Below are 25,466 nucleotides of genomic sequence, written 5' to 3'. Positions count from 1 at the left end.
GTTAACGCAGCCGTTGCAGCAAGGATTCGGTCGGATAACCATCGGCAGTCAACCCCAGGGATTGCTGGAAACGGCGGATGGCGCCGATGGAATTGGGACCAATCACCCCGTCGGCACCCCGGGTATCGAAGCCGCGCTCGGTCAGCCGGCGCTGCAGTTCCATCTTTTCGCTCCGGCTCAGCTCTCGTTCGCCTCTCGGCCAGGGGCGCTGGAATTCGCCGCCACCGGCAATCCTGTCACCCAGATGACCAACGCCCATGGCATAAGAGGTGGCATTGTTATAGCGGCGGATCACCTTGAAGTTATGGAAAATGGCGAAGGCCGGGCCCCGGGCGCCGGCCGGCACCAGGATGGCGGCGTCGCCATGGTCGGGCAAGGGCTGGCCGGCGATGGTGGTGATGCCTCGACTGCGCCAGTAGGACACGGGCTGCAGGTTGTTTTGATCCGCCGCCGAATAGTCGAATCCGGCCGGCAGCCTGACTTCAACGCCCCAGGGCGCCCCCTGTTGCCAGCCGAACCTGGCCAGGTAATGGGCGGTGGACGCCAGGGCATCGGCGGGATCATCAGACCAGATGTCGCGACGGCCGTCACCGGTAAAGTCCTGGGCATATTGCAGGTAGCTGGTGGGCATGAACTGGGTATGGCCCATGGCGCCGGCCCAGGAGCCGCGCATCCGCTCCGCCGTGGTGTCGCCGGATTGCAGTATCTTAAGGGCGGCGATCAGCTGCTCCTCGGCAAAGGCCCGGCGGCGGCCCTCATAGGCGAGGGTGGCCAGGCCTTCGATGGTACTGGTGTTGCCGCGATAGGAGCCGAAATTGGTTTCCATGCCCCAGATTGCCAGCAACACCTCGGCATCCACCCCATAACGCTGTTCGATGGCGGCCAGGGTCGTGCCCAGCTCACCTAGCTTTTGGCGTCCTGTCGTCACCCTGCTCTGGGAAACGGCGGAATCCAGGTATTCCCAAATAGGTTTGGTAAATTCCGCCTGACGACCGTCCAGGCGTATCACTTCCTGATTCAGACGCACACCGGCAAAGGCCTGATCAAATACCCGGGAAGCAATGCCCGCGCCGATGGCCTTGGTCCGGAAGCCGTTGCGCCATTGGACAAAGCCGGCCTCGGTGGCGGGCGAGGTGGGGACGCCCGTCGCATTGGTCTGGCCGGTAACCGCAGGTGCCTGGGGGGAGAAGGGAGCCTGGGGGGACGCAGGCTGGCTGGCGCAGCCGCTGAGCATCACGCCGGCGAAAAAAGCGCTGATATGGAGAGGTTTCAAGCTGTTATCCTGCCTTACTGATGAACTGCGGGCAGCATATCCTATGCCTGGAAAAAATAAAGCCGTGCGCCTGGGTCGGCTATAAATTTAGCCGCGCGGACGATGCAGGGGGCACTTCATCTGCCCGTGCTTCGCTCCTCCTTTCCGCTAGCGTTATCAGCCGTGATGCGCCGTTTTATCCGGTCGGCCCATCCGCGGGCCGGTTCAACGCCTGATACAGAGCGGGACGCCGGTCGGTGAAGATGCCGGTTGCCATGCGATAGCGCTCGATCTCGTCAAGTTTTATCTCCACCCGCAGGCAGTCCTCCTCTTCATGGTCCAGGGCGCCGATTATGGTGCCGTCGGGCGCGGCAACCAGGCTGCGGCCCATAAAGCGGTAGCCGCCGTGCTCGCCCACCCGGTTGCAGCTTAAAAAGTAGAGGCCGTTCTCCTGGGCGCGGGTGAAGGCCCGGTGGTGGAACAGCAGAGGGTCTGTGGGAGGACGGTCCAGCTCGCGGAACGAGGCCCAGACATTGGTGACCAGCTCGGCGCCGGCCAGGGCCAGGCTGCGGGTAACCTCGGGGAAGCGGATGTCGTAGCACACCTGCATGCCGATGCGGCCGATGGGGGTCTGGCATACGGGGAAGCGCTGGCCCGGTACGAAATAGAGTTTTTCGTTGTGCCAGAGATGAGCCTTGGCGTAGATACTGCACACGCCGCCGGGACCTATCAGCACCGAGGCGTTGAGCAGGGCGCCGGTCAGCTCGGGATGACGCAGGGCCAGGCCGGTGACTAGGTGACAGTCGTACTCGACGGCCACCCGGATCAGGCGCTGGATCAGCTCACCCTCGAGTGTCGTTGCCGACTGGTACAGGCGATGGCCGTAGTCGGCATGGGACAATCCCGGATCGGTGAAGGGCTGGCCCGGGGCCAGGGGCTCGATATAGCCGGTATTGCACAACTCGGGAAAGACGATAAGCCGGGCGCCTGCCGCCGCCTCGCGGCGGGCGATGGCTTCCAGTTTGGCACCGTTGGCGTCGGCATCCAGCGGTATCACCTCGATCTGGGCCAGGCTGACGGCCAATGTTGTGCTCATGATGGTTCCTCCTGCTGCGCTGATGGCATGGCGGTGGTGAAGGGGTAGACCTTCCGGGTGTCCAGCCGCCGGTAGGGCAGGCCGAGCAGATCGGCCGGGCCGTAGTCCGGGGTGTCGACGATCAGTATCTGCTCCGCTAACGCTTCGTACACCTGACGGAAATGGGTCTTGGATCTGAGCACGATGATATCGTAATCCCGGGGATCCTGCCCGAACACGGTGAAGGCGTCTTCGTCCACCCCGAAGGCCGGCCGGCTGACCACGCTGATCAGGATGCCGCCGACGCGCAGCAGGGCGGTCAGTCCCAGATCGACCCGGGTGCCCTGCAGCATGGCGCCGGAAATATGATAGGTCTTGGGCTCGGCCTGCAGCACTTCGCACTCCAGTTCCAGACGGGGCCCGGCTTTATCCGAGCTGTGGGCTCCGAGCTTGAGCCGGACCCGGTTGCCGACGCCGGCCGCGGCGGCCCGGCGGGCGGCCTCGGGATCCCATAGAAAGGGCACGGCGGCGTTCTGGGCATCTTGTGCCACCAGCTCCGCCAGCACATAGGTGGAGTCGTTCAGGCGGTCCGCATGCTCCAGCAGCACGAAGGGCTTAGAGACATGTGGTGCGCGCGCCATGACCTCCGCCACCGCCTCTTTCACGCCGTAAACCGGCTCCGGTCGGTAGATGCGTTCCCGCTCCTGCCAGAGCCGGTCGCGGATCTCCCTGGCCTCTGACTCGGCTCTTTGCCGGCATTCGCCGCTGACGGCAATCACCGAGAAGCCGGTGTTGACGGCATCGGCATAGGAAAAGCCTGCCATCACCGAGATATCCAGGTAGTCGGCGGCATCCTGCTCCCGCCGGCGGGCATCGGCAATAACATCGGCCAGGGGCCTGAGCTGGGTGGCGCTGAAGATGCTGGGCGTGAGCAGGCCCGGCTTGAGCAGGACGCAATGGGGCTTAAGCTGGCCGTTCAGGGTGCGGACCATGCAGTCGGCACAGCGCCGCCCGGTATCGCCCATGTCGGTGTGGGGCGACCTGTGGTAGGCGAAGGCGGCGTCGGCCCGGGCTATGCTGTGCTCGTCCAGGTTGCCGTGGTAGTCGAAGGCCACCATCAGCCGCACCCCGTCACCCACCGCTTGGCGTACCGCTTCTATCATGTGCCGCTCGGGATCCTCATAGCCGGGGGCCCAGGCGGCGCCGTGCAGGTGCAGCAGTACACCGTCCAGATCCGGAACCTGTTTCAGTCCCTCACAGATCTCTGTGGTGTAGCGTTCGATCACCTCATCGGCTACCCGGCCGAGGGCGCCCAGGTAGGCGTAGACCAGGGGCACCGGGGTTATCGCCCGCTCCCGGCAGATATCGAGCATGCCGCCGATCACCGTATTGGTACCGGACAGGCCCTTGAGCAGGGCCTCGCCGCGCAGGGCGCCGGCCTCGAAGTCCTGGTAGCCGGAGGTATGGGCCAGGAAGCTGACCGACTCTATATGGAACCCGGCGATGGCTATCTTCATAAAGTCACCCTTCTGTATCAACAGTTGATATTTATTAAACATATTTATTAAAAGGTCGGATCGGCGCCGCCCCTCGCGGGGACGGGCCGGTACCGGACTAGAAGGCGTTGGGCAGCATCAGCACCAGCCGGGGATAGGCGATAAACAGCAGCATCATCAACAGCATGGCGAAGAAAAAAGGCAGGGCGCCGCGGATGGTCCTGGCCATGCTGGCCTCGCCTGAGACCTGGTGGATGATAAAGAGGTTGAGGCCGACCGGCGGGGTGATCAGGCTCATCTCGATAAACAGCGCCATCATGACCCCGAACCAGATGGGATCGAAGCCCAGGTCCATCATCAGCGGATAGATGATGGGAAAGGTCAGGAAGAACATGCTGGTGCCCTCGATCAGGCAACCGAGTAGGATAAAGAACAGCGCTACCACCAGGGCGATGACCCAGGGTGCCATCTCCAGGCTGAGGATCATCTGGCTGATCTGGAAGGGGATCTGCAGCATGGACAGGGCGGTGGAGATCAGCTGGGCACCGATCATCATCAGCGCGATCATGCAGGTGGTGCGCACCGACATCACCGCCGCCTCTCGTACTACCCGCCATTGCAGGTGGCGCTCGGCCAGCAGGATCAGCAGGGCGCCGACAGAGCCCACGGCGGCGGACTCGGTAGGGGTGGCGAAACCGCTATAGATGGAGCCGAGCACGGCGGTGATCAGCAGCACAGGGGCGGCCAGGGTCTTCATCGCCGTCAGGATTTGCCCCAGGGAGGCGGGCTCCACCCTGGGGCAGCTGGCCGGATTTTTCAGGGCGACCAGGGCCACGTATCCCATAAACAGCAATACCATGATCAGCGCCGGCACCAGGCCGGCGATAAACAGGGTGCTGATCGACTGGCCGGCGAAGCTGCCGTAGATGATAAAGAGGATGCTGGGGGGGATCATGGTCGCCAGGGTACCGCCGGCGGCGAGGGAGCCGTACACCAGCTTGCGATCGTAGCCCCGCTCCGTCAGCTCGCGTACCGCCAGGGTACCCATGGTGGCGGCACCGGCCAGGCTGGAGCCAGAGCAGGCGCCGAACACGGCGCAGGACAGGATATTGGTCTGTACCAGGCCGCCGGGCAGGCGGGACACCAGGGGGGTAAGGCCGCGGTAGATCTTGCTGGCGATATCGCCCTTGAGCAGCAGGCTGCCCATAAAGATAAAGAGGGGGATGGCCGCCAGGATAAAGTCGTCCACCACGTTGTACTGAATGGTCTCCACCATGCGCATCATGCCGGCGGGCAGGAAAAAGTGGAACAGCGCCAGTCCGAGTCCGGCCAGGCCAATGGCGATCCAGATGCCGCTCAACAGCACCAGGGCCAGGATCAGCAGCGCCAGTACCATATTCAGTATCGTCAGTTCCATCTTAGTGCTCCTCCCGGGGGGTTAGCTGACGGGCGACAGGGCAGCCGCTCAGCATGCAGAGACCGTGCTGCAGCTTGACCAGCAGCTCGAGCAACAACAACAGATAGCCGGGCAGCAGACACAGCCGGGGGATCCACAGCGGCGTCTGGGTCACCGTCTGGGCCAGTTCGCCGCTCCGGATGCTGCCCAGCAGCAGTTGGGCACCAAACCAGGCCAGTACCGAGATGATGCCGATGGCGGCCAGGGTGACCAGCAGCTCCAGGACGGCGGCGGGCTTGGGCGGCAGCTGCCGGATCAGAAACTCGACCCGCACATGGCCGTGGTGGCGGAAGGTGTCGGCCAGCCCCATGAAGGTGACGGCCACGAACAGGTAGCCGGTGTATTCCTCCACGAAGTAGAGGCCATTGACCGAAGGCAGGGCGCGGGCCAGGGTGTTCAGGGCCACCAGCGCCATCATCAGGATGATGGCGATGACCGCGAGCTCCCGCCCTATGCCGGAGGTGACGGCCGCAATCCGGTCTAGCAGGCCGGCCTGCTCCGGTGCAGAGGGGCTGATGTGAGTCATGTCGAGTCCTTCCAGCTGTTACTGGGCGGCGCTGTCGTGCAGCTGGTGGTAGATGGCGAAGGCCTGCTCGCCGAGGGCGCCCGTTTTGCCCTGCCATTCATCCAGGATGGGCTGGGTACGGGTGCGGAAGTCTGCCAGGTTGGCGGCAGACAGGCCGGTCACGGTAATGCCGTCCTGCTCGATGGCCTTGATCAGCAACCGCATGGTGCCCAGATCCCGATTGGCCTGCAGCTCGGCGTTAATGCTGGCGGCCTCTTCGCGCACTATGGTCTGCAGATCCTCGGGCAGGGCGGCCAGGGCCTGGCGGTTAACGAAGGTGAATTCCACCGGATAGGACCAGTTCCACCAGGTGTTGTTGTCGACCACCTCGTAGACCCGGGCCGCATTTGCACCGTCCATGCCGGTGAGGGCGCCATCTATGGTGCCCCGTTGCAGGGCGGTATACAGCTCCCCGAAGGCGACGGTGGCCGGCTCGCCACCGAGCAGGCGGATCATGTCGCCGCTTTCCTTGCCGAACACCCGGATCTTCTGGCCCTTGAGGGCATCGCTATTATCCAGGGGCTTCTTGGCATGGATGGCGGAGCCGCTGATCACGAAGCTGGTCAGCAGTTCGGACTGGTATTTATCCGCGAAAATCGGCTGGTAATAGGGCTCCTTGAGGGCATTGAAGGTGGTTTTGGCCTGCTCCAGGTTGTCGAACAGGAAAGGCAGGCCCATAAAGGCAACGGCCGGCTCCAGGGAGCTGACGTAGACGTCGGCCGAATTACCTATCTGCACCACCCCGTCCCGCACCGCGGTGAGGATATCCGGCCCCTTGAAGGGATGCTGGCCGAAGGAGAGGAAGTTGACGGTGAGTCGGCCCTGGCTGCGTTCGGTGATATTGTCGGCCAGTTGCTGGTAGAGCGGCATATAGGCGATGGCCGGGGTCAGTGGGGACACCATGGTCCAGGTGATCTTGTCCTGGGCGGCGGCAAGGTGGGAATGGCCCAGTAGCAGCAGCGAGGAAGCGAGCGTCAGGCACTTACCGAGGATGGGAAATGATTTCATCTGTATTTCTCCTAAAAGACATAGGTTCTTTCCGTTGAACTCCGGGCCTTGGAAGCAGGGGGTGTTTCCAAGGCCATAAGGTTAAGTTGCCACAAGGCGATGCATATGATAAATCGATAAATGTTGGTTATTAATAAAAGGATGTTATTAATGTGAGAATTTCAGATCTCAAAGCTTTCGTCATCCTGGGGGATTTGGGCGCTTTCCATGCCGCCGCCGACGAGCTGAACATCACCCAGCCGGCCCTGAGCCGGCGTATCCAGAAGCTGGAGGAAACCCTGGGGGTGCCGCTCTTTACCCGTACCACCCGTCAGGTGCATCTCACCGCCGCCGGGCGGGAATTTCTGGAGCGGGCCCGCAAGATAGTGATGGAAACCGAGGAGTCGGTGGCCAGCCTGCGTAACGCGACCTCCTATCGGCGCGAGCTGATCCGCATCGGCTGCCTGCCTTCCCTGGGGCTTAAATTGATACCTGAGGCCCTGGCCAGCCTGCGGGTCAGCCACCCCTTCGTCGCCTTCCGCATCCTGGATATGAACGCGATTGAGCTGGTGACGGAAGTGGCGCGGGGCACCCTGGATGTGGGCATCGGCATGCTCACCTCGGCCAACCCAGAGGTGGAGTTCGAGCTGTTGTACAAGGAGCCCCTGGGGGTGGTGTGCAACCGGGAGCATCCTGTCGCAGGGCAGGATGATTTACGCTGGCGGGAGCTGGCGGCCTATCCCATGGCGTCCAATATCGAGCAGAGCGGCAACTGGCTGAAGATCCAGCGGGCCATGGACGACGAGCATATCCACCTCAACTGGTTTCACCAGATCCATTCCATCCTGGGGGCCTTTATGACGGTGCGCAAAGGTGACGGGCTGGCGGTAGTCCCCCGCTGCGCGGTGGAGGCTTTGTGCATCCCGGATCTGGTGTACAGGGACGTGAGCGAGCCCCGCATCTACCGGGATATCGGCATACTGACGCCCAAGTCTTCCCTGAGGCCCGGCTATGTGCGGGCCTTTATCGAGCGGCTGCGGCTGCAGATGACCGATGAATAGGACTGATACCAATTTGCTGATGCATCTAGTCATCTTGGTTGTGACGTAATTCCAGAGACAGCAGGGACACCTCTTCTTGATGCCTGAGTTGCCTGCTGGAGGTACAAACAGGCGATGTCGGAGCTTCAAGGAGGACAAAGGGATCTGCTCAGCCGACCATCCGTGCCACGGCCGGAAAATGCTCCTGCCGTTCCGGCCATCCATGGCCGTCAGTGGCACGGCCGAGCCTCAGGGAAGGAGCCACGGCGAGTCGGCGGCGTTGGCCCTTTGGCCTATCTGTACGTGGACACTAAATAGATCATTTGTTTTATCGTGAAAGGACCGGCTCCCCCGCAGCCTATTAGGGCTCCGGAAACGGCAAGGGTTGCTCGGTGTGACGGCGTACGTCGAAGGCGTTGAGGGTCATGGCCACCAGGGCGTAGTAGCCGTGCAGGCCGACCAGCTCCACCAGAACCGGCTCGCCGAACTGCTCCCGGGCACTGTGGTAGAGGGAGTCGGAAATACGTTTGCTGTGGTACAGCTCGGTGGTGAGCCGGTAGACCAGGCGTTCGTCCTCGGCCTGGAATTTGGGCTCTCGACCGGTGCGGATCGCCTCTGTTATTGCCTGTGATACCCCGGCCTGATGGGCGATGGGTTCGTGAATTTGCCACTCGGCCTGGGACTGCCATTGAGCGGCGGTGATCAGGATGGCCAGTTCGCTCAAGCGCAAGGGCAGGCCGGTGTGGTAGCGGCAGAAGGCGCCCAGGGCCTGGGCCCTGTCGGCCAACTCTGGGCTGTGGATCCAGGCCAGGAAGGGGCCGTCCAGGTTGCCCCGGGGACCGCTCAGGATGGCGTCCAGCACCCGCTTTTGTTCACCTTGGGCAGTATCCGGGTTAACGTCACTCAGTCTTGATTGCATGGTGGCTCCTTAGTTTCGGGAACAGCGCTGCAGGGCACGGCATGCCGACACGCGCAAATACATGTCTGCGCGTCGGCGGAGCCGCACCCTGTTATTGCTTATTCAGTCAGGTGTTGAAAACCGTATTCAGTGCCTGCTCCAGCTTATCCACCAACTCGTCGATATGCCGGTCTTCCATGATAAAGGGCGGGGCCAGCAGGATATGATCGCCCCGGCGACCGTCCAGGGTGCCGCCCATGGGATAGCACATCAGGCCGGCGTCCATGGCGGCGGTCTTCACCTTGGCGTGCAGCTTAAGTGTCGGTTCGAAGGGGGCCTTGCTGGCTTTGTGCTGCACCAGCTCTATGCCCCGAAACAGGCCGCGCCCGCGGATATCTCCCACATGGGGATGAGTGCTGAAGCGCTCCTCCAGCGCCTGCTGCAGTTGCTCGCCCAGGCTGTTAATCCGCGCCAGCAGGCCGCGCTCGGCGATCGCCTGTTGCACCGCCAGGGCGGCGGCGCAGGCGGTGGCATGGCCGATATAGGTATGGCCGTGTTGGAAGAAGCCGCTGCCGTTTCTGAAGGTGTCTACTATGGTTTGGCTGACCAGGGTGGCGCCGATGGGCTGGTAGCCGGCGCCCAGGCCTTTGGCGATGCACAAGAGATCGGGAACTATGCCCTCCTGAGTACTGGCAAACAGCGCCCCGGTGCGGCCCATGCCGCACATCACCTCGTCACAGATCAGCAGGATGCCGTGGCGGTCACAGAGGTCGCGGACGCCCTTAAAATAGCCGGGTACGGCAGGCACGGCGCCCAGGGTGGCGCCCACTACCGGTTCGGCGATAAAGGCCATCACCTGCTCCGGGCCCAGGCGCTGGATTTCCGCTTCCAACTCGGCCACCAGGCGGACACCGTAGGCTTCGGGCGTTTCACTCGGAAGCTGGTCGCGATAGGCGTAGCAGGGGCTGACATGGCTCACCTCAATCAGCAGCGGCTGAAACTGTTGTCGGCGCCACTGGTTGCCACCGGCGGCCAGGGCGCCCAGGGTATTGCCGTGGTAGCTCTGGCGGCGAGCGATGACGTGGCGCCGCCGGGGTTCGCCCTTTTCCACGAAGTACTGACGGGCCAGCTTGAGCGCGGCTTCCACCGCCTCCGAGCCGCCGGAAACGAAATACACATAGTTAAGCTCGCCGGGTGCCTGTTCCGCCAGTAAATCGGCCAGGGCTTCCATCGGCTCGGTGCTGAAAAAGGAGCTGTGAGCATAGGCCAGGGTGGCCACCTGCTGCTGCACCGCCGCGATCACCGCCGGGTCGCCGTGACCCAGGCAGGAAACGGCGGCACCGCCACAGGCATCAAAGTAACGCTTACCCTCGGCGTCGATAAGGTAGACCCCATCGCCGCCCACGGCGGTGGGGTAGGACTGGGTCAGGCTGCGGTGCAGGACATGGCTCATGGCGACCTCTATGGTGTGTTTGTTTGCATTAATATATCAATGCAAATAATTTACGCAAAATTATTTTTTGGCATCTTTTTGTCTGCAATGAACAAACACCATTCGGCCCGATGAAGTCGAAATAAAACGGCAGTTAGGAGCATGCATGATTTGCAAAAAAATATGGCATAATAGGAGCAGGTGCCTTGCTGAATCCTGTCGAACCGAGAAGGAGTGAATCGGAGTGGTGGAAAATACGCAAATCCCGCAAACCCTGGAGGCGTTGCGCAACCTGCTGGTTGAAATAGAGCAGGGACGGGCCGGCATCACCCTGGGCGGGCGGGCCCGGCGCACGCTGTCGGCCATGCTCACCGCACCCCAGCAGGCGGCGGTGATGACCATCAGCGAGCTGGCTGAAGCTCAGGGGGTCAATCCTTCAACCCTGTCCCGGCTGGCCCAGCGGCTGGGTTTCAGGGGATTCAGCGACTTTCAGGATGTCTTCCGCCGGGAGCTGACCGAGGGACGCCATTTTTATAGCGAGCAGGCTTCCCGGCTGGTGCTGGGCAGCGAGCGCAACAGCCTCAATCTGCTCACCCGCCTGGCCCGTCAGGAGAGCGCCAACCTGCTGACCCTGGTCGAAAACATGGAAAGTGCAACCTTCGAACTCGGCGCCGAACTGTTGGCCCATGCTCCCCGGATCCGTATCCACAGCATGCGCCAGTTCGGCTCGCTCGCTTCCTTTATCAGTTACGCCCTGGGGATGCTCAGGTCCGAGGTGGCCATGCTGGACGCGGGTCTGCACGGTGCCGCCGATGGCCTTGCCCAGCTCGAGCCGGGAGATGTATTGCTGGTGACCAGTTGTTTCCCCTACACCACTGGGGTGATTACCAGCGCGCGGGTGGCAGCGGAGCAGGGGGTCAAGGTGATCGCCTTTACCGATACCCCGAACTCGCCACTGGCGAAAATCGCGACCCACGCCTTCTATGTGCCTTCCCAGAGCCTGTTTTTCAGCAACAGCATGTGTGCCTTTATGCTGCTGGCCGAAGGCCTGTTGACTCAGGTGGCGAACCTCCTTGGGGAAAGTGCCATAGCGTCATTGAAAAAGCGGGAGCAGCTGATCGCCGCCATGAATGCAGCCCTGTAGCGGGTCGGGCTTTCAGCCTGTGAATGTGCGGGCTGGGGGTATTCCGTTACTGTTCATGATTTCGTCACCGCACCAGCAACATTGGCGCAGAGGGTTTGCTTAGCGATACCCGGCCGCTGTTTCGAATGACCAACTATTCGGAACAGCTATTTAGTGGCAAGGATGTGAAAGTAGCGTACATACCTCTTCATCGCTGACCTGGGGAAACTGTCGATACCACTGGCCCACCGAGTTGAAGCTGGCCGGGGTGATTAAGCAGACGAAGTCGTCTACCTGGGCGGCGATGCGCCGGGCCGCTTCCTGGGAGCCGACCGGCACCGCTACCACCAGGCGTCGGGGCTGCAGCGAGCGCAGTGCCGAGACCGCTGCCGCCATGGTTGCCCCCGTGGCCAGGCCATCATCAACCACTATCACCGTATGGTCGGCGACCTCGAGCGGTTGCGCCTGGCCCCGATAGACTGTTTCCCGGCGCGCCAGCTCGGCGGTTTCCCGTTGTACTACCATCTGGATTTGTGCCGGTGTTATGTCACTGCCGTGCAGCAGCCGTTGGTTGAGCACCTGGGCGCCCCCCGAGGCGATGGCGCCCATGGCCAGCTCCGGGTGATAGGGGAAGCCGAGTTTGCGCACCAGCAGCACATCCAGCGGGGCATGGAGGGCCAGGGCGATTTCGTATGCAATCGGCACACCGCCGCGTGGCAGTCCCAAGACCACTAATCGGGGCTGGTCCCGATATGTCATCAAGGCATTGGCCAGGGCCTTGCCTGCCGCGCGTCTGTGCTCGAATTGACGGTCCACCGCTGTGTCCCCTTGCAACTTGGGTGCGTACTTACAAGCCGGCTAACCGTCGACTCCCCCATGATTTAACATTAGCATCTGTTTATAATGCCTGTTCGCCCCGAGGCCGTGGTTTTGGGGGAATCTCACCGTTTTAGTCAGGAGCAAAACCTGTGCAGTGTCCGTCTTGTCAGCAAGTTATCCGGCCGTCCCAGGTGGCCGATTCCACCACTCATGGGGTGGATGTGCATGTTGTCTGTCCCTACTGCCGGGCCAGGCTGGCGGTAAACGGGCGGGCCACCCGGGCCAAGCTGATGGGCTTCGTGCTGATGATGGCGGGCTCGGGGGTGATGCTATGGGCACCCGAACGCTCCTGGGTGTTTGGCGTTATGGTCTGTATCGCCGGGGGGGCGATGGCATTTAGTGCCCGCCGCAAGGAACGACAGCTGCTGTGGTTGGACAAGCCCGAAAACCGGGGTAACGGGTTGGGTGAAGGTCGACGGCGCCAATGACGCGGACATCCTCAACCCGGTTCACCTCCCCGGGAGGAGAACATATGTATCTGATCCGGGACTATCAGGAAACGGATTTAAGCCGGCTGGCACGGGTCTATCGCGATGCGGTTACCGCCCAGGGCGGCATAGGCTACAGCGCCGGACAGGTGGCAGCCTGGTCGGACTTTCCCAATTTATATGCGGATGAATTCCGCACCATGGTCGAGGGGGGCTATACCCGGGTGGCTTGCTGGCAGCAGGCGCCGGTGGCCTTTGCCTCCCTGTATCCGGACCATCATCTGGCCCTGCTGTATGTGCTGGCCGAGCATGGTCGCCGGGGACTGGCCAGCTGGCTGTGTGGTGACCTGCAGCAGGAGGCCAGACGTCGTGGGGTGGCGCAGTTGACAACAGACGCCAGCCTGTTGTCCAGGCCGGTGTTTGAACGATGCGGATTTCAGGTGGTTGAACGGCAAGAGGTGACCCGGGGAGGGCAGGTCTTTATCCGCTTTGCGATGACCCAGCCGTTGGGGCCTCCTTAGCCCGCTGTCATTACCCTTTGAATCACCGAGCACACTTATTTTGCGGTCGCCGCTTATCTTGCTGGTGCCGCCTGGCCATTTATTCCAGAATAGTGGCCACAGGGACAAGCCCGTTATTTGTTTTGGTGTAGAGGAGATCATCAGTGGCCAAGCCGAAAGACACCTATTATCTAACCGCCCATTGCACCGGCAGCCTGGGCACTGTCGATGTGGTGACCCGTTATTTGCGAGAGCAGGGCTGTTATGTGGTAGAAATGCAGACCTTTGATGATGTGGTCAGCAAGCACTTTTTTATCCGGGTCGAGTTCAGGCCTCCCCGGGAACAGGCCTTCGATGAAGGGGGCTTTAAATCCGGTTTCGAATCGCGGGCCCGGAACTTTGCCATGCAATGGCAGCTGACCGCCACCAGCTACCGGCCCAATGTGGTGATCATGGTATCGAAATTTGACCACTGCCTGAACGACTTGCTGTATCGCTATCGCACCGGGCAGCTGGCCATCGAAATTCCCGCCATCATCTCCAACCACCCGGATCTGCAACGGCTGGCCGACTGGCACCACATTCCCTATTATCACCTGCCGGTCAGCGCCGACAACCGCGCCGAGCAGGAAGCCCAGGTGCTCAATGTGATAGATGAATGCGAGGCGGATCTGGTGGTACTGGCGCGCTATATGCAGGTGCTGAGTCCGGAAATGTGCGACACCCTCAACGGCAAGGCCATCAACATCCACCACTCCCTGCTGCCCGGTTTCAAGGGGGCCAAACCCTATCATCAGGCCTACCACAAGGGGGTCAAGCTGGTCGGCGCCACCGCACACTATATCAACAACGATCTGGATGAAGGCCCTATCATCACCCAGGGTGTCGAGGTGGTGGATCACAGCCATTATCCGGAGCAGTTGACCGCCAAGGGACGGGACATCGAGTGCATTACCCTGGCGCGGGCGGTGCAATATCATATCGAGCAGCGGGTCTTCCTGCATAATGGCAAGACGGTGGTATTTACCAGTTAATCTCCCTATTTTGTGAACAATACCCGTTACTTGGCCGCCGGATGCTCATAAAAGCCCGGCGCTTTTTATCGTGCCAAGATGATCCTGCATGGAGTGAATCAATGAAAAGAAATATCCTGGCCTGTAGTTTGGCATTGGCCCTCGGTGCCTGTGCCAGCACCGAACCCGAGCAGCCCTTCACCCTGACGGTGGCGCATATCAACGACACCCACTCTCATTTCGATGCCATCCCCGGCCAGCTCCAGTTCGAAGGCCGCAGCCTGTTCACCCGTTTCGGCGGTCATCCCCGGTTGTTGGCCCGGGCCGATCAGCTGCGCCGGCAGGCCGAAGCCGACGATCAAAGCCTGCTGTTCGTGCATGGCGGCGATGCCTGGCAGGGCACCGGCTATTTCAAGCTCAATAACGGCGCCATGAATGCGGATGTGCTCAGCCGTATGGAGCTGGACGCCATGGCCCTGGGTAACCACGAGTTCGATCTGGATAACGCCCGGCTGGCGGCCTTTATCGAACGGCTGAGCTTCCCCGTGCTGGCGGCCAACCTGGATGCCAGCGAGGATCCGGACCTGGCGGGTCAGGAAAACCTCAAACCCTATGTGCTCTATGCCTTCAATGGCGTTGAAAAACGCCGGCTTGACAGCCTGGAGGATGCGGATGACGATCCCGTGGTGGCGGTGATGGGCCTGGTGCTGGAAGATATGCCCGATATTTCCCCTCAGATCGGCGCGCTGCGCTTCGGTCAAGAAGTGGCGGGCGCCCAGCAAACAGTGGATGCGTTGCAGGCCATGGGCGTCAATAAAATCGTCGCCATCACCCATTTGGGCCTGGAGCGGGATCAGCGGCTGGCGCGGGAGGTGAATGGCATCGATCTGATCGTCGGCGGTCATTCCCATACCCTGATGGGTGATTTCAGTAACCTGGGGCTGGCCCGTGGCGAACGCTATGCCCAGCAGATCGGAAACCCGGACGGCCAGGGCAAAACCTGTGTGGTACAGGCCGGGCAATATGCCCAGGCCATGGGGCAGGTGGCGATCACCTTCGACGGGCAGGGACAGCTGACCGCCTGTGACGGACAAAACACCCTGCTGGCGGACAATCGGTTTTATGGCGATATCCGTCAACAGCCGCAAGACCGGCTCGACAAGCAGGCCGAGGGCCGGGTGCGCAATTTTGTAAAGGCCCAGCCCAATATCGCGCTGGTGGAAGAGGATGCCGCCCTGCGTGAACATATCGACGGTCAATATAGGCCCGCGTTGGAGCAGGCCTATGGAGATCTGATCGGCCAAGTGCCCGCTACCCTGCAGCATGTGCGTTTGCCCGGTGAGGACGGCAGTGACAGCCACGGCTCAAAGGTTGCCCCGCTGGTGGCAGCCAGCCAGCTGTATTGGGTAAATCGACCCGAGGTGCAGGCCCTGACCGGCCGTCACATCGACTTCGCCCTGGTCGGCGCCGGCAGCGTACGCAACAACCTGGAGCAGGGGGAGTTCAGGGAAGGTAATGCTAGCCTGGAATTGCTGCCGTTCGGTAATGCCCTGAGCCTGCTGTCGCTGACCGGCCAGCAAGTCGCGGCCCTGCTGATCGATGTGGTGAACCAGAGCCTGCCGGAAGGCGCCCATACGGGTAAGTTTCCTTACAGCAGCGGCCTGCGTTATCAATTCAACGAAACCCAACCGGGCAAGGGCTACATCGGTCAGCTGGAATATCTTGCCGACGGCCAATGGCAGCGAATCCAGCCGAACAAGCTCTACCATGTGGTGATGAGCAGCTACAGTGCTTCGGGCAATGACGGCTGGGAAGCCCTGTTCCGGGCCCAGGAAGTGTTGTCCGACCGCCTGGACCTGGCCTATGTCAACGAGCGGTTGACCGTCTTCCCGGTGGCGCGCTTGAGCAAAACCGCAGGGGGCAAGGTGCAGGTACATTATGCCAACGGCGCCCTGGACTGTAGCGCCAAAGGCGTACGCTGCAATACCGATGCCCAGGCCTTTATCGACTATGTCCGCGATCGGCGCCCGGTGCTGACGCCGCTTGCCGAACCCACCGTCACCCTCAACCGGTTGTAAGGTGTCGCCGTCCACCGGCGCATCGTGAAAAGCTGAAGCAGAGCCGGTACCTTGTCTTCACGGTACCGGCTCAATCCCATTTACCCTAACCGGGATCATGCGATTATTGCGCAGGCTGCCAAGTCCTTCCTGCTTGCTGGTCAGAGAGCGTTGTGGATGTTGAGCTTCACTAGATTGCATCGCTATCCGCCACTGTTTTTTTCTTTTGCAATAATTAATTGAAAAGAAACGGATTCATATGAATTCAATTAATTTTTGTGGCTTTCCTGTCGACTTTAATACCTTTATTATCTAACCCCCCGATAGATATTAGACTAATATTTGAACTCTATTGAGTCTCTCGCCGTCAACTCTATCGCGTCATTGGATAGTCAGATTGGAGAACCTATGACTAAATTGGCCCTTTTCACCCGATACCGGAGTGCGGCTAACGGAACCGCGGCATCAGGCCAGCAAGTCAAGGCCTCTCTGGTGCGTTTGCTTTTTACGCTATTGGCCCTGGCCGGTTGGGGAGCGCCGCTTAGCGCCGCCGAGCTGGCGGCCCCCACCGGCCCGGTCGTGCTTTCGGTCACCGGACAGATCCAGCAGACCAATGCCGACGATCAGGCCGATTTCGATTATCGGCTGTTGCAGAGCCTGCCGCAGAAGGAGATCCGTACCGGCACGCCCTGGACCAAGGGGGCGCATGTCTACAGAGGTGTCCTACTCAGCGACATGCTGGCGCGGGTGGGAGCCCAGGGTAATGTCATGCGGGCCATCGCACTCAACGACTACCATGTCGATATTCCACTCCAGGGGCTGCGAAACTATCCCGTGCTCCTGGCTACCCATCAGGACGGGAAACAAATGCGCATCCGGGATAAAGGCCCGGTATGGATTGTGCTGCCGCTTGATGACTATCCCGAACTCAACACCAAAAAACATCATGAAACCATGGTGTGGCAATTGAGCAGCCTGGACATACGTTAAGCCATGAAACTCCTCAAGCTGGTGCTGCTCCCCCTGATTTCGCTTATCTTCGGGGCGAGCTCCATCTATAGCTATAACCGCGATATCGAGGTGGTGCGCTATGTTTCGGGCACCATCAAGGGGATCGGCTGGTCTTCCTCCGAGTTGGAAATGGAGCTGCTCAAGTACGACCACGCCCTGGAGCAACTGGCCTCGGGTTCGACCAATGTCGATAATATGCAGCTGCGTTTCGAGCTGTTGTGGAGCCGCATCGATGTCCTGCAAGAGGGGAAAGAAAGTGCTCCCCTGCGGGAGCGGGCCGAGGCCAAGGCGCTGCTCGATGCGCTGGAGGCCCTGCTGATCCGGTTGGACGAGCGCGTATTTTCCCTGCAGGCCGGTGATATCGAAGGTATCAGGGCGATACAGCAGGAGCTGGCCCCCTTTCGCCAGCAGGCGCGGGATTTCAACGTCAACAGTTTCTCGGGTATCGATCCCTGGCGCCAGCTTGATGTCACCCATAACCTTAGGGTCCACTCCCTCGGTTACCTGGGGGGCTTGTTGCTGAGCGGCGGCCTGATGCTGTTCCTGCTCTATCGGGAAAACCGGCGCAACCGCCACCTGGCTTACCATGATGCGTTGACCGGCCTGCCCAATCGCACACACTTCTACCAGCAGATGGAGCTGGCGATCGACAGGGCCAAGCGGGAACAAGGCAAGTTGGCCGTGCATATGATAGATCTTAACAATTTCAAGGAGATCAATGACGGACTCGGCCATGAAACCGGAGATCAACTGCTGTGTATCGTGGCTGAACGGCTGCACCGTTGTGTTAACAATGCTGGTACCATAGCCCGTATCGGCGGTGACGAGTTTATCGTGGTCCAGGAGCGGGTGGGTGGCCCTGATGATGCCTTGCAGATGGCGCTTCGACTGCGACATACCCTGAGTCGGGAAGCACAGATGAAAGGGGGACACTTGACGCCGTTCGCCAGCATCGGCACCAGTATCTATCCCGATCATGGCCATGAAGTTGTCGACCTGCTCGGCCATGCGGATACGGCTATGTATTACGCAAAAACCGTCAAAAGTGGCTCGGCCCGGCTGTTTACCACAGACATGGATGAACAGCGGTTGCGTCGCCAGCGGCTGGCGGTGGCGCTGAAAGCGGCCCTGGAATCCGACCAGCTGTGCCTGCATTACCAGCCGATCTTCAGGCTGGACTCGCTGGAAATCGAGGCGGTCGAGGCCCTGTTGCGTTGGCAACCCTCGGATTATGGCCGCGTCAATCCGTTGGAGGTCATCCTGGTGGCCGAACAGCACGGCCTGGCCCAGCAGCTGAACGAGTGGGTGCTGAACACAGCCTGCCGGCAGCTTGCGTACTGGCATAAGGAGGGATTTACCCAGCTCAAGGTGAACGTTAACGTCAGCCCCAACATCTTCGCCGGTGGCCGGTTGGCCAATACGGTGGAGAAGACCCTGGCGGCAACGGAGATACCGGCCGACAGCCTGGTGCTGGAAATCACCGAGGACACCAGCCTGTGGGACACCGCTTCTTCCCTGGAAACCCTGGCATCATTGCGCGAACTCGGGGTGGGCATCGCTCTGGATGACTTTGGCACCGGTTATTCTTCTTTCAGCCATCTGCGCCAGTTGCCGGTGAACAAGTTGAAGATAGACAAATCCTTCGTTCAGGATCTGCCGACCGATCCCAGGGCCGTCAGCCTAGTGAAGACCATCATCGAGCTGGCCCATAACCTGGGTATGAAGGTGACAGCAGAAGGCATAGAGGAGGAAAACCATCTCCGTGTCCTCAAGCAATTGGGCTGTGATCTGGGGCAGGGCTATCATATGACCCGCCCGGCGGCCGCGATCCTGATGACCCAGTATTTAAAGGCTCGGCCCTTGATCCTGCCACAGACCGATCAGGATAACCTGATGCGCTAATATCGGCCTCCCCCCGGTCCAGGGGTGGAGGCCTGTGCCGGCTTGCTACTTTCCGGCTGCCTCGGCATCCCGCCATCCGTATTTTCATTCCTTCCCTTTTATCCCGTGTGGGGGCGGCGACCACACCGCGATGAGATATGGCACAGTTCATCTTCCCGAGGTCGGTGTTCCCACTATCGGCCCGGAGTCGTGCCTCCTACAGGAGATGCTGATCCATTACTCGAGTGGGTCGGCATTTTTGTCGACAAATATTGTTTTTATTTACGAATCACCTGCTACTTTAAAGGTGCGTTGTTAATTTTTGTCGACAAGGTATATGGCTGTCTTGAGTGAAGATCTTACCCCCAGGCTGGTGGAAGCCGTGGTCAACGGCGAGCTGACGCCGGGCACCAAGTTGTCCGAACCCGAGCTGGCGCGCCGCTTCGAGGTGGGCCGGGGCTCGGTACGTGAAGCCCTGCTGCGGCTGGAAGGGCTGGGTTTGGTGGAGCGATTACCCCGTCAGGGGGCACGGGTGGTCTCGCTGACGCCCGAGGGGTTGACCGAGCTGTTTGCGGTCCGGGAAGCCCTGGAAGGCATGGCCTGCCGCTTGGCTGCCATGGCCATTACCCCGGCCGAGGCCGACGCACTGACCCGTTTGCTGGCGCAGCATCAGCAATTTGTCGACAGTCAGGAGGAATACCAGCGTCAGCAAGGGGAGGAGGACTTCCATTATCTGCTGTTCAAGGCCAGCCACAACCGCATGTTGGTCAGCTTGTTGGGTGATGAGCTTTACCAGCTGCTGCGCATGTACCGCCATCGGCTCTCATACCGCCATTCAGATCCCCGGCAGGCGCTGCTCGAACACCGCCAGATCCTCGATGCGGTGCTGCAGGGGGATGGCGAGCTGGCGGAACTGCTGATGCGTCGCCATGTGGCCCGCAGCCGTCGGCACCTGCTGGTGCAATTTCAGGAGGAAATGCAATGAAGCACAGTTTGTTCCAAGCGCTGAAAAACACCCGGCCACTGCCCATCGTCGGGGCCATCAATGCCTACAGCGCCATGCAGGCCGGCCAGGCCGGGCACCAAGCCCTGTACCTGTCCGGGGCCGGGGTGGCCAATGCCTCTTTCGGCCTGCCGGATCTGGGCATCACCAGCCTGGGTGAGGTGCTGGAAGATGCCCGGCGCATTACCGGGGCCTGCGACCTGCCGTTGCTGGTGGATGTGGATACCGGTTTCGGCGGAGCCTTTAATATCGCCCGTACGGTCAGGGAAATGGAGCGGGCCGGTGTCGCCGCCATCCATATCGAAGATCAGGTGGCCCAGAAGCGTTGCGGGCACAGGCCCAACAAGGCGATCGTGAGCCAGGCGGAGATGGTGGACAGGATAAAGGCGGCGGTGGATGCCCGCTCCGACTCCCGCTTTGCCATCATGGCGCGCACCGACGCACTGGCGGTGGAGGGCATGGCCAGCGCCGTGGCGCGGGCCCAGGCCTGTGTCGAGGCTGGAGCCGATATGATCTTCCCCGAGGCGATGGAAAGCCTGGAGCAATACCGTCTTTTCTGCGATGCGGTCAAGGTGCCGGTGCTCGCCAACATCACCGAGTTCGGCAAGACCCCATTATTCAGCCAGAGGGAGCTCAAGGCCGTCGGGGTGGCCATGGTGCTTTATCCGCTGTCGGCCTTTCGCGCCATGAGCCGGGCTGCCGAAACCGTCTATCGTCATATTCTGAGTGAAGGCGAGCAGAGCGGGCTGCTCGAGCAGATGCAAACCCGTGAACAGCTCTACCAGACCCTCGACTATCATTGCTATGAAGCCAAGTTGGATGCCCTGTTTGCCCAAGGAGGAAAAGATGAGTAATTCAGAAGGACTGCGCGGCCAGACCGCCGGTCAAACTGCGCTCTGCACCGTAGCGCAATCCGGCTCGGGCCTGGCCTATCGCGGCTACGACATCGAAGATCTGGCGGCTAAGGCCCAGTTTGAAGAAGTGGCGTTTTTGCTGCTGAAAGGCAATTTGCCCAACCAGGGCGAACTGACGGCGTTCAAATCCAGGCTACGGGCCAACCGCGGCCTGCCGGCGGCGCTGCGCACCGTGCTGGAGCAGGTTCCTGCCTCGGCGCACCCCATGGACGTGCTGCGCACCGGCTGCTCCATGCTCGGCAACCTGGAAACCGAGCTTAAATTCAGTGAGCAGCAGGACGCGGCCGAGCGCCTGCTGGCGCTGTTGCCGGCTATCCTCTGCTATTGGTATCGCTACACCCATGACGGCGTGCGTATCGAGACCGCGCTCGATGATGACAGCCTAGGAGGCCACTTCCTGCATATGTTGCGTGGCCAGTATCCGCCCGAGCTGGATGTCAAGGTGATGCACTGCTCGCTTACCCTCTATGCTGAACACGAATTCAATGCCTCTACCTTCGCCGCCCGGGTATGTTCCTCCACCCTGACCGACCTGCATTCGGCGGTCACCGCCGCCATCGGTACCTTGCGCGGCCCCCTGCACGGCGGCGCCAACGAGGCGGCCATGGCCATGATAGAACGGTGGAGCAGCCCCGAGCAGGCCGAGACCGAGCTGCTGGAGATGCTCAAGCGCAAGGAAAAGGTTATGGGCTTTGGCCATGCGGTCTACAGGGTGAAAGATCCGCGCAATGCCCTGATCAAGCCCCTGGCCAAACAGCTGGGGCAGGCGGTGGGCGATCGGGTACTTTACCCGGTATCGGAGCGGGTGGAAGAGGTGATGTGGCGGGAGAAAAAACTGTTCGCCAATGCCGACTTTTATCATGCCTGCGCCTATCACTTCATGGGTATACCCACCAAGCTGTTTACGCCTATTTTTGTGATGAGCCGGGTCACCGGCTGGACCGCACATATCATGGAGCAGCGCGCCCATAATCGCATCATCCGTCCCACCGCCGATTACGTGGGACCGGGCCACCAGGACTGGCTGCCGATAGAGAAGCGCTAGGAGCCGTGGTTGGGAACCTGGGATTGGGAGCTCGAATGCCAATCCCCAATCCCAGTGCAAATTAAAAGGATACCGAGATGAGTGCCAATTTCGATCTGAACCAGAGGCCCGAGCCGGATCAGCTGCTGGTGGCTATCGCCGACTATGTGGTCAATGCGGACATTGCTTCCACCGAGGCCTACAATACCGCCCGCCACTGCCTGATGGATACCCTCGGCTGCGGCCTGCTGGCCTTGCGTTTCCCCGAGTGCACCAAGCACTTAGGACCCCTGGTGCCCGGCACCACGGTACGGCACGGTGCCCGGGTGCCCGGTACCTCTCACGAACTGGATCCGGTGACCGCCGCCTTCAATATCGGTTGTATCATCCGCTGGCTGGATTTTAACGACACTTGGTTGGCCGCCGAATGGGGGCATCCCTCCGACAACCTGGGCGGTATCCTGGCCACTGCCGACTACCTGAGTCGGGTGGCGGTGGCCCGGGGCAGGCCGCCGCTGACCATGAAAGAGGTGCTGACCGCCATGATCAAGGCCCACGAGATCCAGGGGGTCCTGGCATTGGAAAACAGCTTCAACCGGGTGGGTCTGGATCATGTGCTGCTGGTGCGGGTAGCGTCCACCGCCGTGGTTACCCGCATGCTCGGCGGCAATCGTGAGCAGATAGTCGATGCCCTGTCCCAGGCCTGGGTCGACGGCTGCTCGCTGCGCACCTATCGCCATGCCCCCAACGCCGGTTCGCGCAAGTCCTGGGCGGCGGGGGACGCCACCGCCCGCGCCGTGCGCCTGGCGATGATCACCATGAAGGGAGAGATGGGTCTGCCTTCGGTGCTTACCGCTCCCAAATGGGGATTTTATGACGTGCTGTTCAAGGGGGAGGCGTTCAAGGTCAAGCAGCCCCTGGCCAGCTATGTGATGGAAAACGTGCTGTTCAAAATCAGCTTCCCGGCCGAGTTTCATGCCCAGACCGCGGTCGAATGTGCCGTGCATCTCTATCCGCAGGTGAAAGGCCGCATCGACGACATAGACCGCATCCGGATCCACACCCATGAGTCGGCAGTGCGGATCATCTCCAAGGTGGGCGCCCTGGCCAACCCGGCCGACCGGGATCACTGCCTGCAATACATGGTAGCCGTGCCCTTGCTCTATGGTGACCTGGTGGCCGAGCACTATGAAGACAGCTTCCATCTGGGAGACGCCCGCATCGACCTACTGCGTGACAAGATGGAGGTAGTGGAAGAACCGCGCTACAGCGCAGAATACCTGCAGGCCGACAAGCGCGCCATCGCCAATGCCATCCAGATCTTCTTCAAGGATGGCACCAGCACAGAGAAGGTGGAGGTGGAATACCCCATCGGTCACCGGCGCCGTCGTGACGAGGGCATTCCGGTGCTGGAACGCAAGTTTATGCGCAACCTGCAGACCCGTTTTCCCGAAGGACATTGCCGGCAGATCCTGAGTCTGTGCCTCGATCAAAAACGACTGGAAGCCACCCCGGTCAACGAATTTATGGCGTTATTCGTCATCAACTGAGGCGATGGCATTGCCCTGTTCGCCAGCCTGTATCCCGGGAGCATGATAGTTCTAGCCCGGGATGCTCGCATACTCGGCTGGTTTCATCCCGCTTGGCTCCGTATTGCTCCTCTCCTTCCATTGCCTATCCGCCTGGCACTTGCCATTAAGGCGAGTAAGCCCTGATCTTTGTTGAGACCACCCCTCTGCTGGCTGCTAGTTATCTTATTGATTTATATATCAATTAAATTAATTGACGGTAATTGTAGGCAATAAGTTGATTATTTTATTTTTGTGACCTTAATCACAAAAATGTTAATCATGAACAAAATTTATAACATCGTTAACGATAATCTAGTAAGTTTGTTCACACGGTTTTGTTATTTTTGTTTTATTAAACCTGATTTTTTCACAACAACCTTGGCAATTTGTCAATCGAACCTAAGGTTCGGTAACAATTGTCGCAGCACACCAACAGGGAGATGTAACCCATGGCTGCACATGAAATGAACAACCCCGAGCTAATGCCGTCTACGGACAAGGACCGGGATATCAATATCTGGGACTTCACCATGCTCTGGGCGGGGATGACCATCAACATGGGTGCCTTTACCATGGGGGCCCAGCTGTACCCGGGGTTGTCTCCCTGGACCATTATCGGCGCCATACTGGCCGCCTATGCCATCGTCACCACTATCCTGATCCTGGCCGGCGATATCGGTATCCGCTATGGCATTCCCTTTACCGTTTATATCCGCTCCTGCTTCGGTTATCAGGGGGCGAAAATACCGGCGGCCTTCCGCGCCATTCCCGCCTGTTTCTGGTTTGGCTTCCAGACCTGGGTCGCGGCGGTGGCCATCGGCAAGGTGCTGGAAATGTGGATTGGTTATTCCAACACCACCATCCTCATCCTGGTCTTCGGGGTTTTGCAGGTGGTCAACGCGATTTACGGCATGAAAGCCATGGCCAAGTTCGACTGGGTCGCCATTCCGGCGCTGACCATACTGATCGGTCTGGTGACCTTCTGGTTGCTGAAAACCAACAACGCCACCATAGGTGACGTGCTGGCCGCACCTTCCCTGGATAACGGCTCCTTCTGGTTCGCGGTGATGGCGATAGCCGGCATCTGGATCACCATGGGCCTGAACAGCCCGGATATGACCCGCAAGCTGGAGCGTTCCCGCGACCACAGCAGCAACAATTTCTTTATCCGTAACCGCAAGCCTTTTTTTGCCCAGATCACCGGCCTGATCGTGATCGGCTCCGGTATCCTGATGGTGGGCATGATAGGCGGTATCCTGACCGGTACCTGGGATCCTATCGAGATCGTGACCAACTCCATGAGTTCGCCCATCGTGCTGCTCCTGAGCATGCTGACCATCGCTTTCGCCCAGTGGTCCACCAACACCGCGGCCAACCTGATGCCGTCCGCGCTGATCCTGATGAACGTCTTCCCCCGGTTGAACTTTGCCCAGGGAGTGGCCATTTCCGGTGCCATCGGCCTGCTGATGATGCCCTGGGTATTTGCCGATAACCTGCTGTGGTTCAGCGTGATCACCTCGGGCCTGCTGGGACCGGTGGCCGGTATCATGCTGGCCGACTTCTATCTGCTGCGCCAGGGTCAGCTGGACGTGAACGATTTCTATGACCCCAAAGGACCCTTTGTTTACCAGAACAACTACAACCTGCGTGCCTTCCTGGTGTACGGGCTGTCTTTCCTGGCCAGCGTTGTTTTTATGGATCTGGCGTTCTTTGTCGGCCTGACGGTGAGCGTGGTGGGTTACACCCTGCTGATGAAACCCATCGCCAAGCCGGCGCAGACCGTAAAACTGCAAGTCGAAGTCTGATATAGCAAAGCGTAAGTCCGTAAGTTTTGGCTCCCATGCTCGGTATGGGGGCCTTT

22 protein-coding genes are annotated in these 25,466 nt (G+C 60.4%); 13 read left to right on the top strand and 9 right to left on the bottom strand.

Features of this window, described 5'->3' with window-relative positions; translation table 11 throughout:
* Position 1: 1 nt before the first annotated feature.
* The 6 genes from ABD806_RS05505 to ABD806_RS05480 all read right to left on the bottom strand — a co-directional run bounded on the left by ABD806_RS05505 (position 2) and on the right by ABD806_RS05480 (position 6,852).
* Complete coding sequence (locus ABD806_RS05505) at positions 2-1,273, bottom strand: lytic murein transglycosylase (RefSeq protein WP_344955527.1); 1,272 nt, start codon at positions 1,271-1,273, stop codon at positions 2-4.
* 175 nt (positions 1,274-1,448) lie between these two features.
* Positions 1,449-2,348: a carbon-nitrogen hydrolase family protein gene (locus ABD806_RS05500; protein ID WP_344955525.1), complete on the bottom strand. Its 900-nt coding sequence runs from the start codon at positions 2,346-2,348 to the stop codon at positions 1,449-1,451.
* Complete coding sequence (locus ABD806_RS05495; protein WP_344955523.1) at positions 2,345-3,844, bottom strand: M81 family metallopeptidase; 1,500 nt, start codon at positions 3,842-3,844, stop codon at positions 2,345-2,347. The genes ABD806_RS05500 and ABD806_RS05495 overlap by 4 nt, the downstream gene beginning before the upstream one ends.
* A gap of 97 nt (positions 3,845-3,941) precedes the next feature.
* Complete coding sequence (locus tag ABD806_RS05490) at positions 3,942-5,240, bottom strand: TRAP transporter large permease (protein ID WP_344955521.1); 1,299 nt, start codon at positions 5,238-5,240, stop codon at positions 3,942-3,944.
* 1 nt (position 5,241) lies between these two features.
* Complete coding sequence (locus ABD806_RS05485) at positions 5,242-5,805, bottom strand: TRAP transporter small permease (protein ID WP_344955519.1); 564 nt, start codon at positions 5,803-5,805, stop codon at positions 5,242-5,244.
* Positions 5,806-5,823: 18 nt separating this feature from the next.
* Positions 5,824-6,852, bottom strand: a complete 1,029-nt coding sequence (locus ABD806_RS05480) for a TRAP transporter substrate-binding protein (protein ID WP_344955517.1) — start codon at positions 6,850-6,852, stop codon at positions 5,824-5,826.
* A 152-nt stretch (positions 6,853-7,004) separates the two neighbouring features.
* Between ABD806_RS05480 and ABD806_RS05475 the strand changes: the two genes are divergently transcribed.
* Positions 7,005-7,892 (top strand): LysR family transcriptional regulator, encoded by an 888-nt coding sequence (locus tag ABD806_RS05475; RefSeq protein WP_344955515.1) that lies wholly within the window; start codon positions 7,005-7,007, stop codon positions 7,890-7,892.
* A gap of 340 nt (positions 7,893-8,232) precedes the next feature.
* On the opposite strand, the gene ABD806_RS05470 is transcribed toward ABD806_RS05475, so the two are convergent.
* Positions 8,233-8,790 (bottom strand): carboxymuconolactone decarboxylase family protein, encoded by a 558-nt coding sequence (locus tag ABD806_RS05470; protein ID WP_344955513.1) that lies wholly within the window; start codon positions 8,788-8,790, stop codon positions 8,233-8,235.
* Positions 8,791-8,896: 106 nt separating this feature from the next.
* Positions 8,897-10,222 carry an aspartate aminotransferase family protein gene (locus tag ABD806_RS05465; protein ID WP_344955511.1) on the bottom strand — a complete coding sequence of 442 codons (1,326 nt, stop codon included), beginning with the start codon at positions 10,220-10,222 and terminating at the stop codon, positions 8,897-8,899.
* 226 nt (positions 10,223-10,448) lie between these two features.
* On the opposite strand from ABD806_RS05465, the gene ABD806_RS05460 reads away from it, so the two are divergent.
* Positions 10,449-11,345 (top strand): MurR/RpiR family transcriptional regulator, encoded by an 897-nt coding sequence (locus ABD806_RS05460; RefSeq protein WP_344955510.1) that lies wholly within the window; start codon positions 10,449-10,451, stop codon positions 11,343-11,345.
* A gap of 150 nt (positions 11,346-11,495) precedes the next feature.
* On the opposite strand, the gene ABD806_RS05455 is transcribed toward ABD806_RS05460, so the two are convergent.
* Complete coding sequence (locus ABD806_RS05455) at positions 11,496-12,140, bottom strand: phosphoribosyltransferase (RefSeq protein ID WP_344955508.1); 645 nt, start codon at positions 12,138-12,140, stop codon at positions 11,496-11,498.
* A gap of 152 nt (positions 12,141-12,292) precedes the next feature.
* Here ABD806_RS05455 and ABD806_RS05450 point away from each other — a divergent pair, with 152 nt between their 5' ends.
* The 11 genes from ABD806_RS05450 (at position 12,293) to ABD806_RS05400 (ending at position 25,410) form a co-directional block, all read left to right on the top strand.
* Positions 12,293-12,631 carry a hypothetical protein gene (locus tag ABD806_RS05450; protein WP_344955506.1) on the top strand — a complete coding sequence of 113 codons (339 nt, stop codon included), beginning with the start codon at positions 12,293-12,295 and terminating at the stop codon, positions 12,629-12,631.
* Between the two features lie 44 nt (positions 12,632-12,675).
* Positions 12,676-13,152, top strand: coding sequence for a GNAT family N-acetyltransferase (locus tag ABD806_RS05445; RefSeq protein WP_344955503.1), 477 nt, complete (start codon positions 12,676-12,678; stop codon positions 13,150-13,152).
* A 143-nt stretch (positions 13,153-13,295) separates the two neighbouring features.
* A complete protein-coding gene (gene purU, locus ABD806_RS05440; protein WP_344955501.1) occupies positions 13,296-14,165 on the top strand; it encodes a formyltetrahydrofolate deformylase in 870 nt (289 codons plus the stop codon).
* Positions 14,166-14,266: 101 nt separating this feature from the next.
* Positions 14,267-16,222, top strand: a complete 1,956-nt coding sequence (locus ABD806_RS05435; RefSeq protein ID WP_344955499.1) for a bifunctional metallophosphatase/5'-nucleotidase — start codon at positions 14,267-14,269, stop codon at positions 16,220-16,222.
* 471 nt (positions 16,223-16,693) lie between these two features.
* Positions 16,694-17,191, top strand: coding sequence for a putative pterin-binding protein (locus tag ABD806_RS05430; RefSeq protein ID WP_344955497.1), 498 nt, complete (start codon positions 16,694-16,696; stop codon positions 17,189-17,191).
* A gap of 3 nt (positions 17,192-17,194) precedes the next feature.
* Positions 17,195-19,114: a putative bifunctional diguanylate cyclase/phosphodiesterase gene (locus ABD806_RS05425; RefSeq protein ID WP_344955495.1), complete on the top strand. Its 1,920-nt coding sequence runs from the start codon at positions 17,195-17,197 to the stop codon at positions 19,112-19,114.
* Between the two features lie 325 nt (positions 19,115-19,439).
* Positions 19,440-20,078 (top strand): GntR family transcriptional regulator, encoded by a 639-nt coding sequence (locus tag ABD806_RS05420; protein ID WP_344955493.1) that lies wholly within the window; start codon positions 19,440-19,442, stop codon positions 20,076-20,078.
* Positions 20,075-20,950, top strand: coding sequence for a methylisocitrate lyase (gene prpB, locus ABD806_RS05415; protein ID WP_344955491.1), 876 nt, complete (start codon positions 20,075-20,077; stop codon positions 20,948-20,950). The genes ABD806_RS05420 and prpB overlap by 4 nt, the downstream gene beginning before the upstream one ends.
* Entirely contained in the window at positions 20,943-22,055 is a 1,113-nt protein-coding gene (prpC, locus tag ABD806_RS05410; RefSeq protein WP_344955489.1) for a bifunctional 2-methylcitrate synthase/citrate synthase, read from the top strand. Before prpB ends, prpC begins: the two co-directional genes overlap by 8 nt.
* A gap of 77 nt (positions 22,056-22,132) precedes the next feature.
* Entirely contained in the window at positions 22,133-23,584 is a 1,452-nt protein-coding gene (locus ABD806_RS05405; protein WP_344955487.1) for a bifunctional 2-methylcitrate dehydratase/aconitate hydratase, read from the top strand.
* Positions 23,585-24,054: 470 nt separating this feature from the next.
* Positions 24,055-25,410, top strand: coding sequence for a cytosine permease (locus ABD806_RS05400; RefSeq protein ID WP_344955485.1), 1,356 nt, complete (start codon positions 24,055-24,057; stop codon positions 25,408-25,410).
* Positions 25,411-25,466: the final 56 nt, after the last annotated feature.

Source organism: Zobellella aerophila, from assembly GCF_039539325.1.
Classification (GTDB): domain Bacteria; phylum Pseudomonadota; class Gammaproteobacteria; order Enterobacterales; family Aeromonadaceae; genus Oceanimonas; species Oceanimonas aerophila.
Note: the sequence above shows the minus strand (reverse complement) of the source record. Positions and strands in the feature narration are given on the sequence as shown.

Bases quoted from the DNA above. Each gene is read 5' to 3' on its own strand.
- ABD806_RS05445 (WP_344955503.1), top strand. From the start codon at position 12,676: ATGTATCTGATCCGGGACTATCAGGAAACGGATTTAAGCCGGCTGGCA.
- prpB (WP_344955491.1), top strand. From the start codon at position 20,075: ATGAAGCACAGTTTGTTCCAAGCGCTGAAAAACACCCGGCCACTGCCC.
- ABD806_RS05435 (WP_344955499.1), top strand. From the start codon at position 14,267: ATGAAAAGAAATATCCTGGCCTGTAGTTTGGCATTGGCCCTCGGTGCC.
- ABD806_RS05485 (WP_344955519.1), bottom strand. From the start codon at position 5,805: ATGACTCACATCAGCCCCTCTGCACCGGAGCAGGCCGGCCTGCTAGAC.
- ABD806_RS05465 (WP_344955511.1), bottom strand. From the start codon at position 10,222: ATGAGCCATGTCCTGCACCGCAGCCTGACCCAGTCCTACCCCACCGCC.
- ABD806_RS05490 (WP_344955521.1), bottom strand. From the start codon at position 5,240: ATGGAACTGACGATACTGAATATGGTACTGGCGCTGCTGATCCTGGCC.
- ABD806_RS05400 (WP_344955485.1), top strand. From the start codon at position 24,055: ATGGCTGCACATGAAATGAACAACCCCGAGCTAATGCCGTCTACGGAC.
- ABD806_RS05470 (WP_344955513.1), bottom strand. From the start codon at position 8,790: ATGCAATCAAGACTGAGTGACGTTAACCCGGATACTGCCCAAGGTGAA.
- ABD806_RS05425 (WP_344955495.1), top strand. From the start codon at position 17,195: ATGAAACTCCTCAAGCTGGTGCTGCTCCCCCTGATTTCGCTTATCTTC.
- ABD806_RS05495 (WP_344955523.1), bottom strand. From the start codon at position 3,844: ATGAAGATAGCCATCGCCGGGTTCCATATAGAGTCGGTCAGCTTCCTG.
- ABD806_RS05480 (WP_344955517.1), bottom strand. From the start codon at position 6,852: ATGAAATCATTTCCCATCCTCGGTAAGTGCCTGACGCTCGCTTCCTCG.
- ABD806_RS05405 (WP_344955487.1), top strand. From the start codon at position 22,133: ATGAGTGCCAATTTCGATCTGAACCAGAGGCCCGAGCCGGATCAGCTG.
- ABD806_RS05500 (WP_344955525.1), bottom strand. From the start codon at position 2,348: ATGAGCACAACATTGGCCGTCAGCCTGGCCCAGATCGAGGTGATACCG.
- prpC (WP_344955489.1), top strand. From the start codon at position 20,943: ATGAGTAATTCAGAAGGACTGCGCGGCCAGACCGCCGGTCAAACTGCG.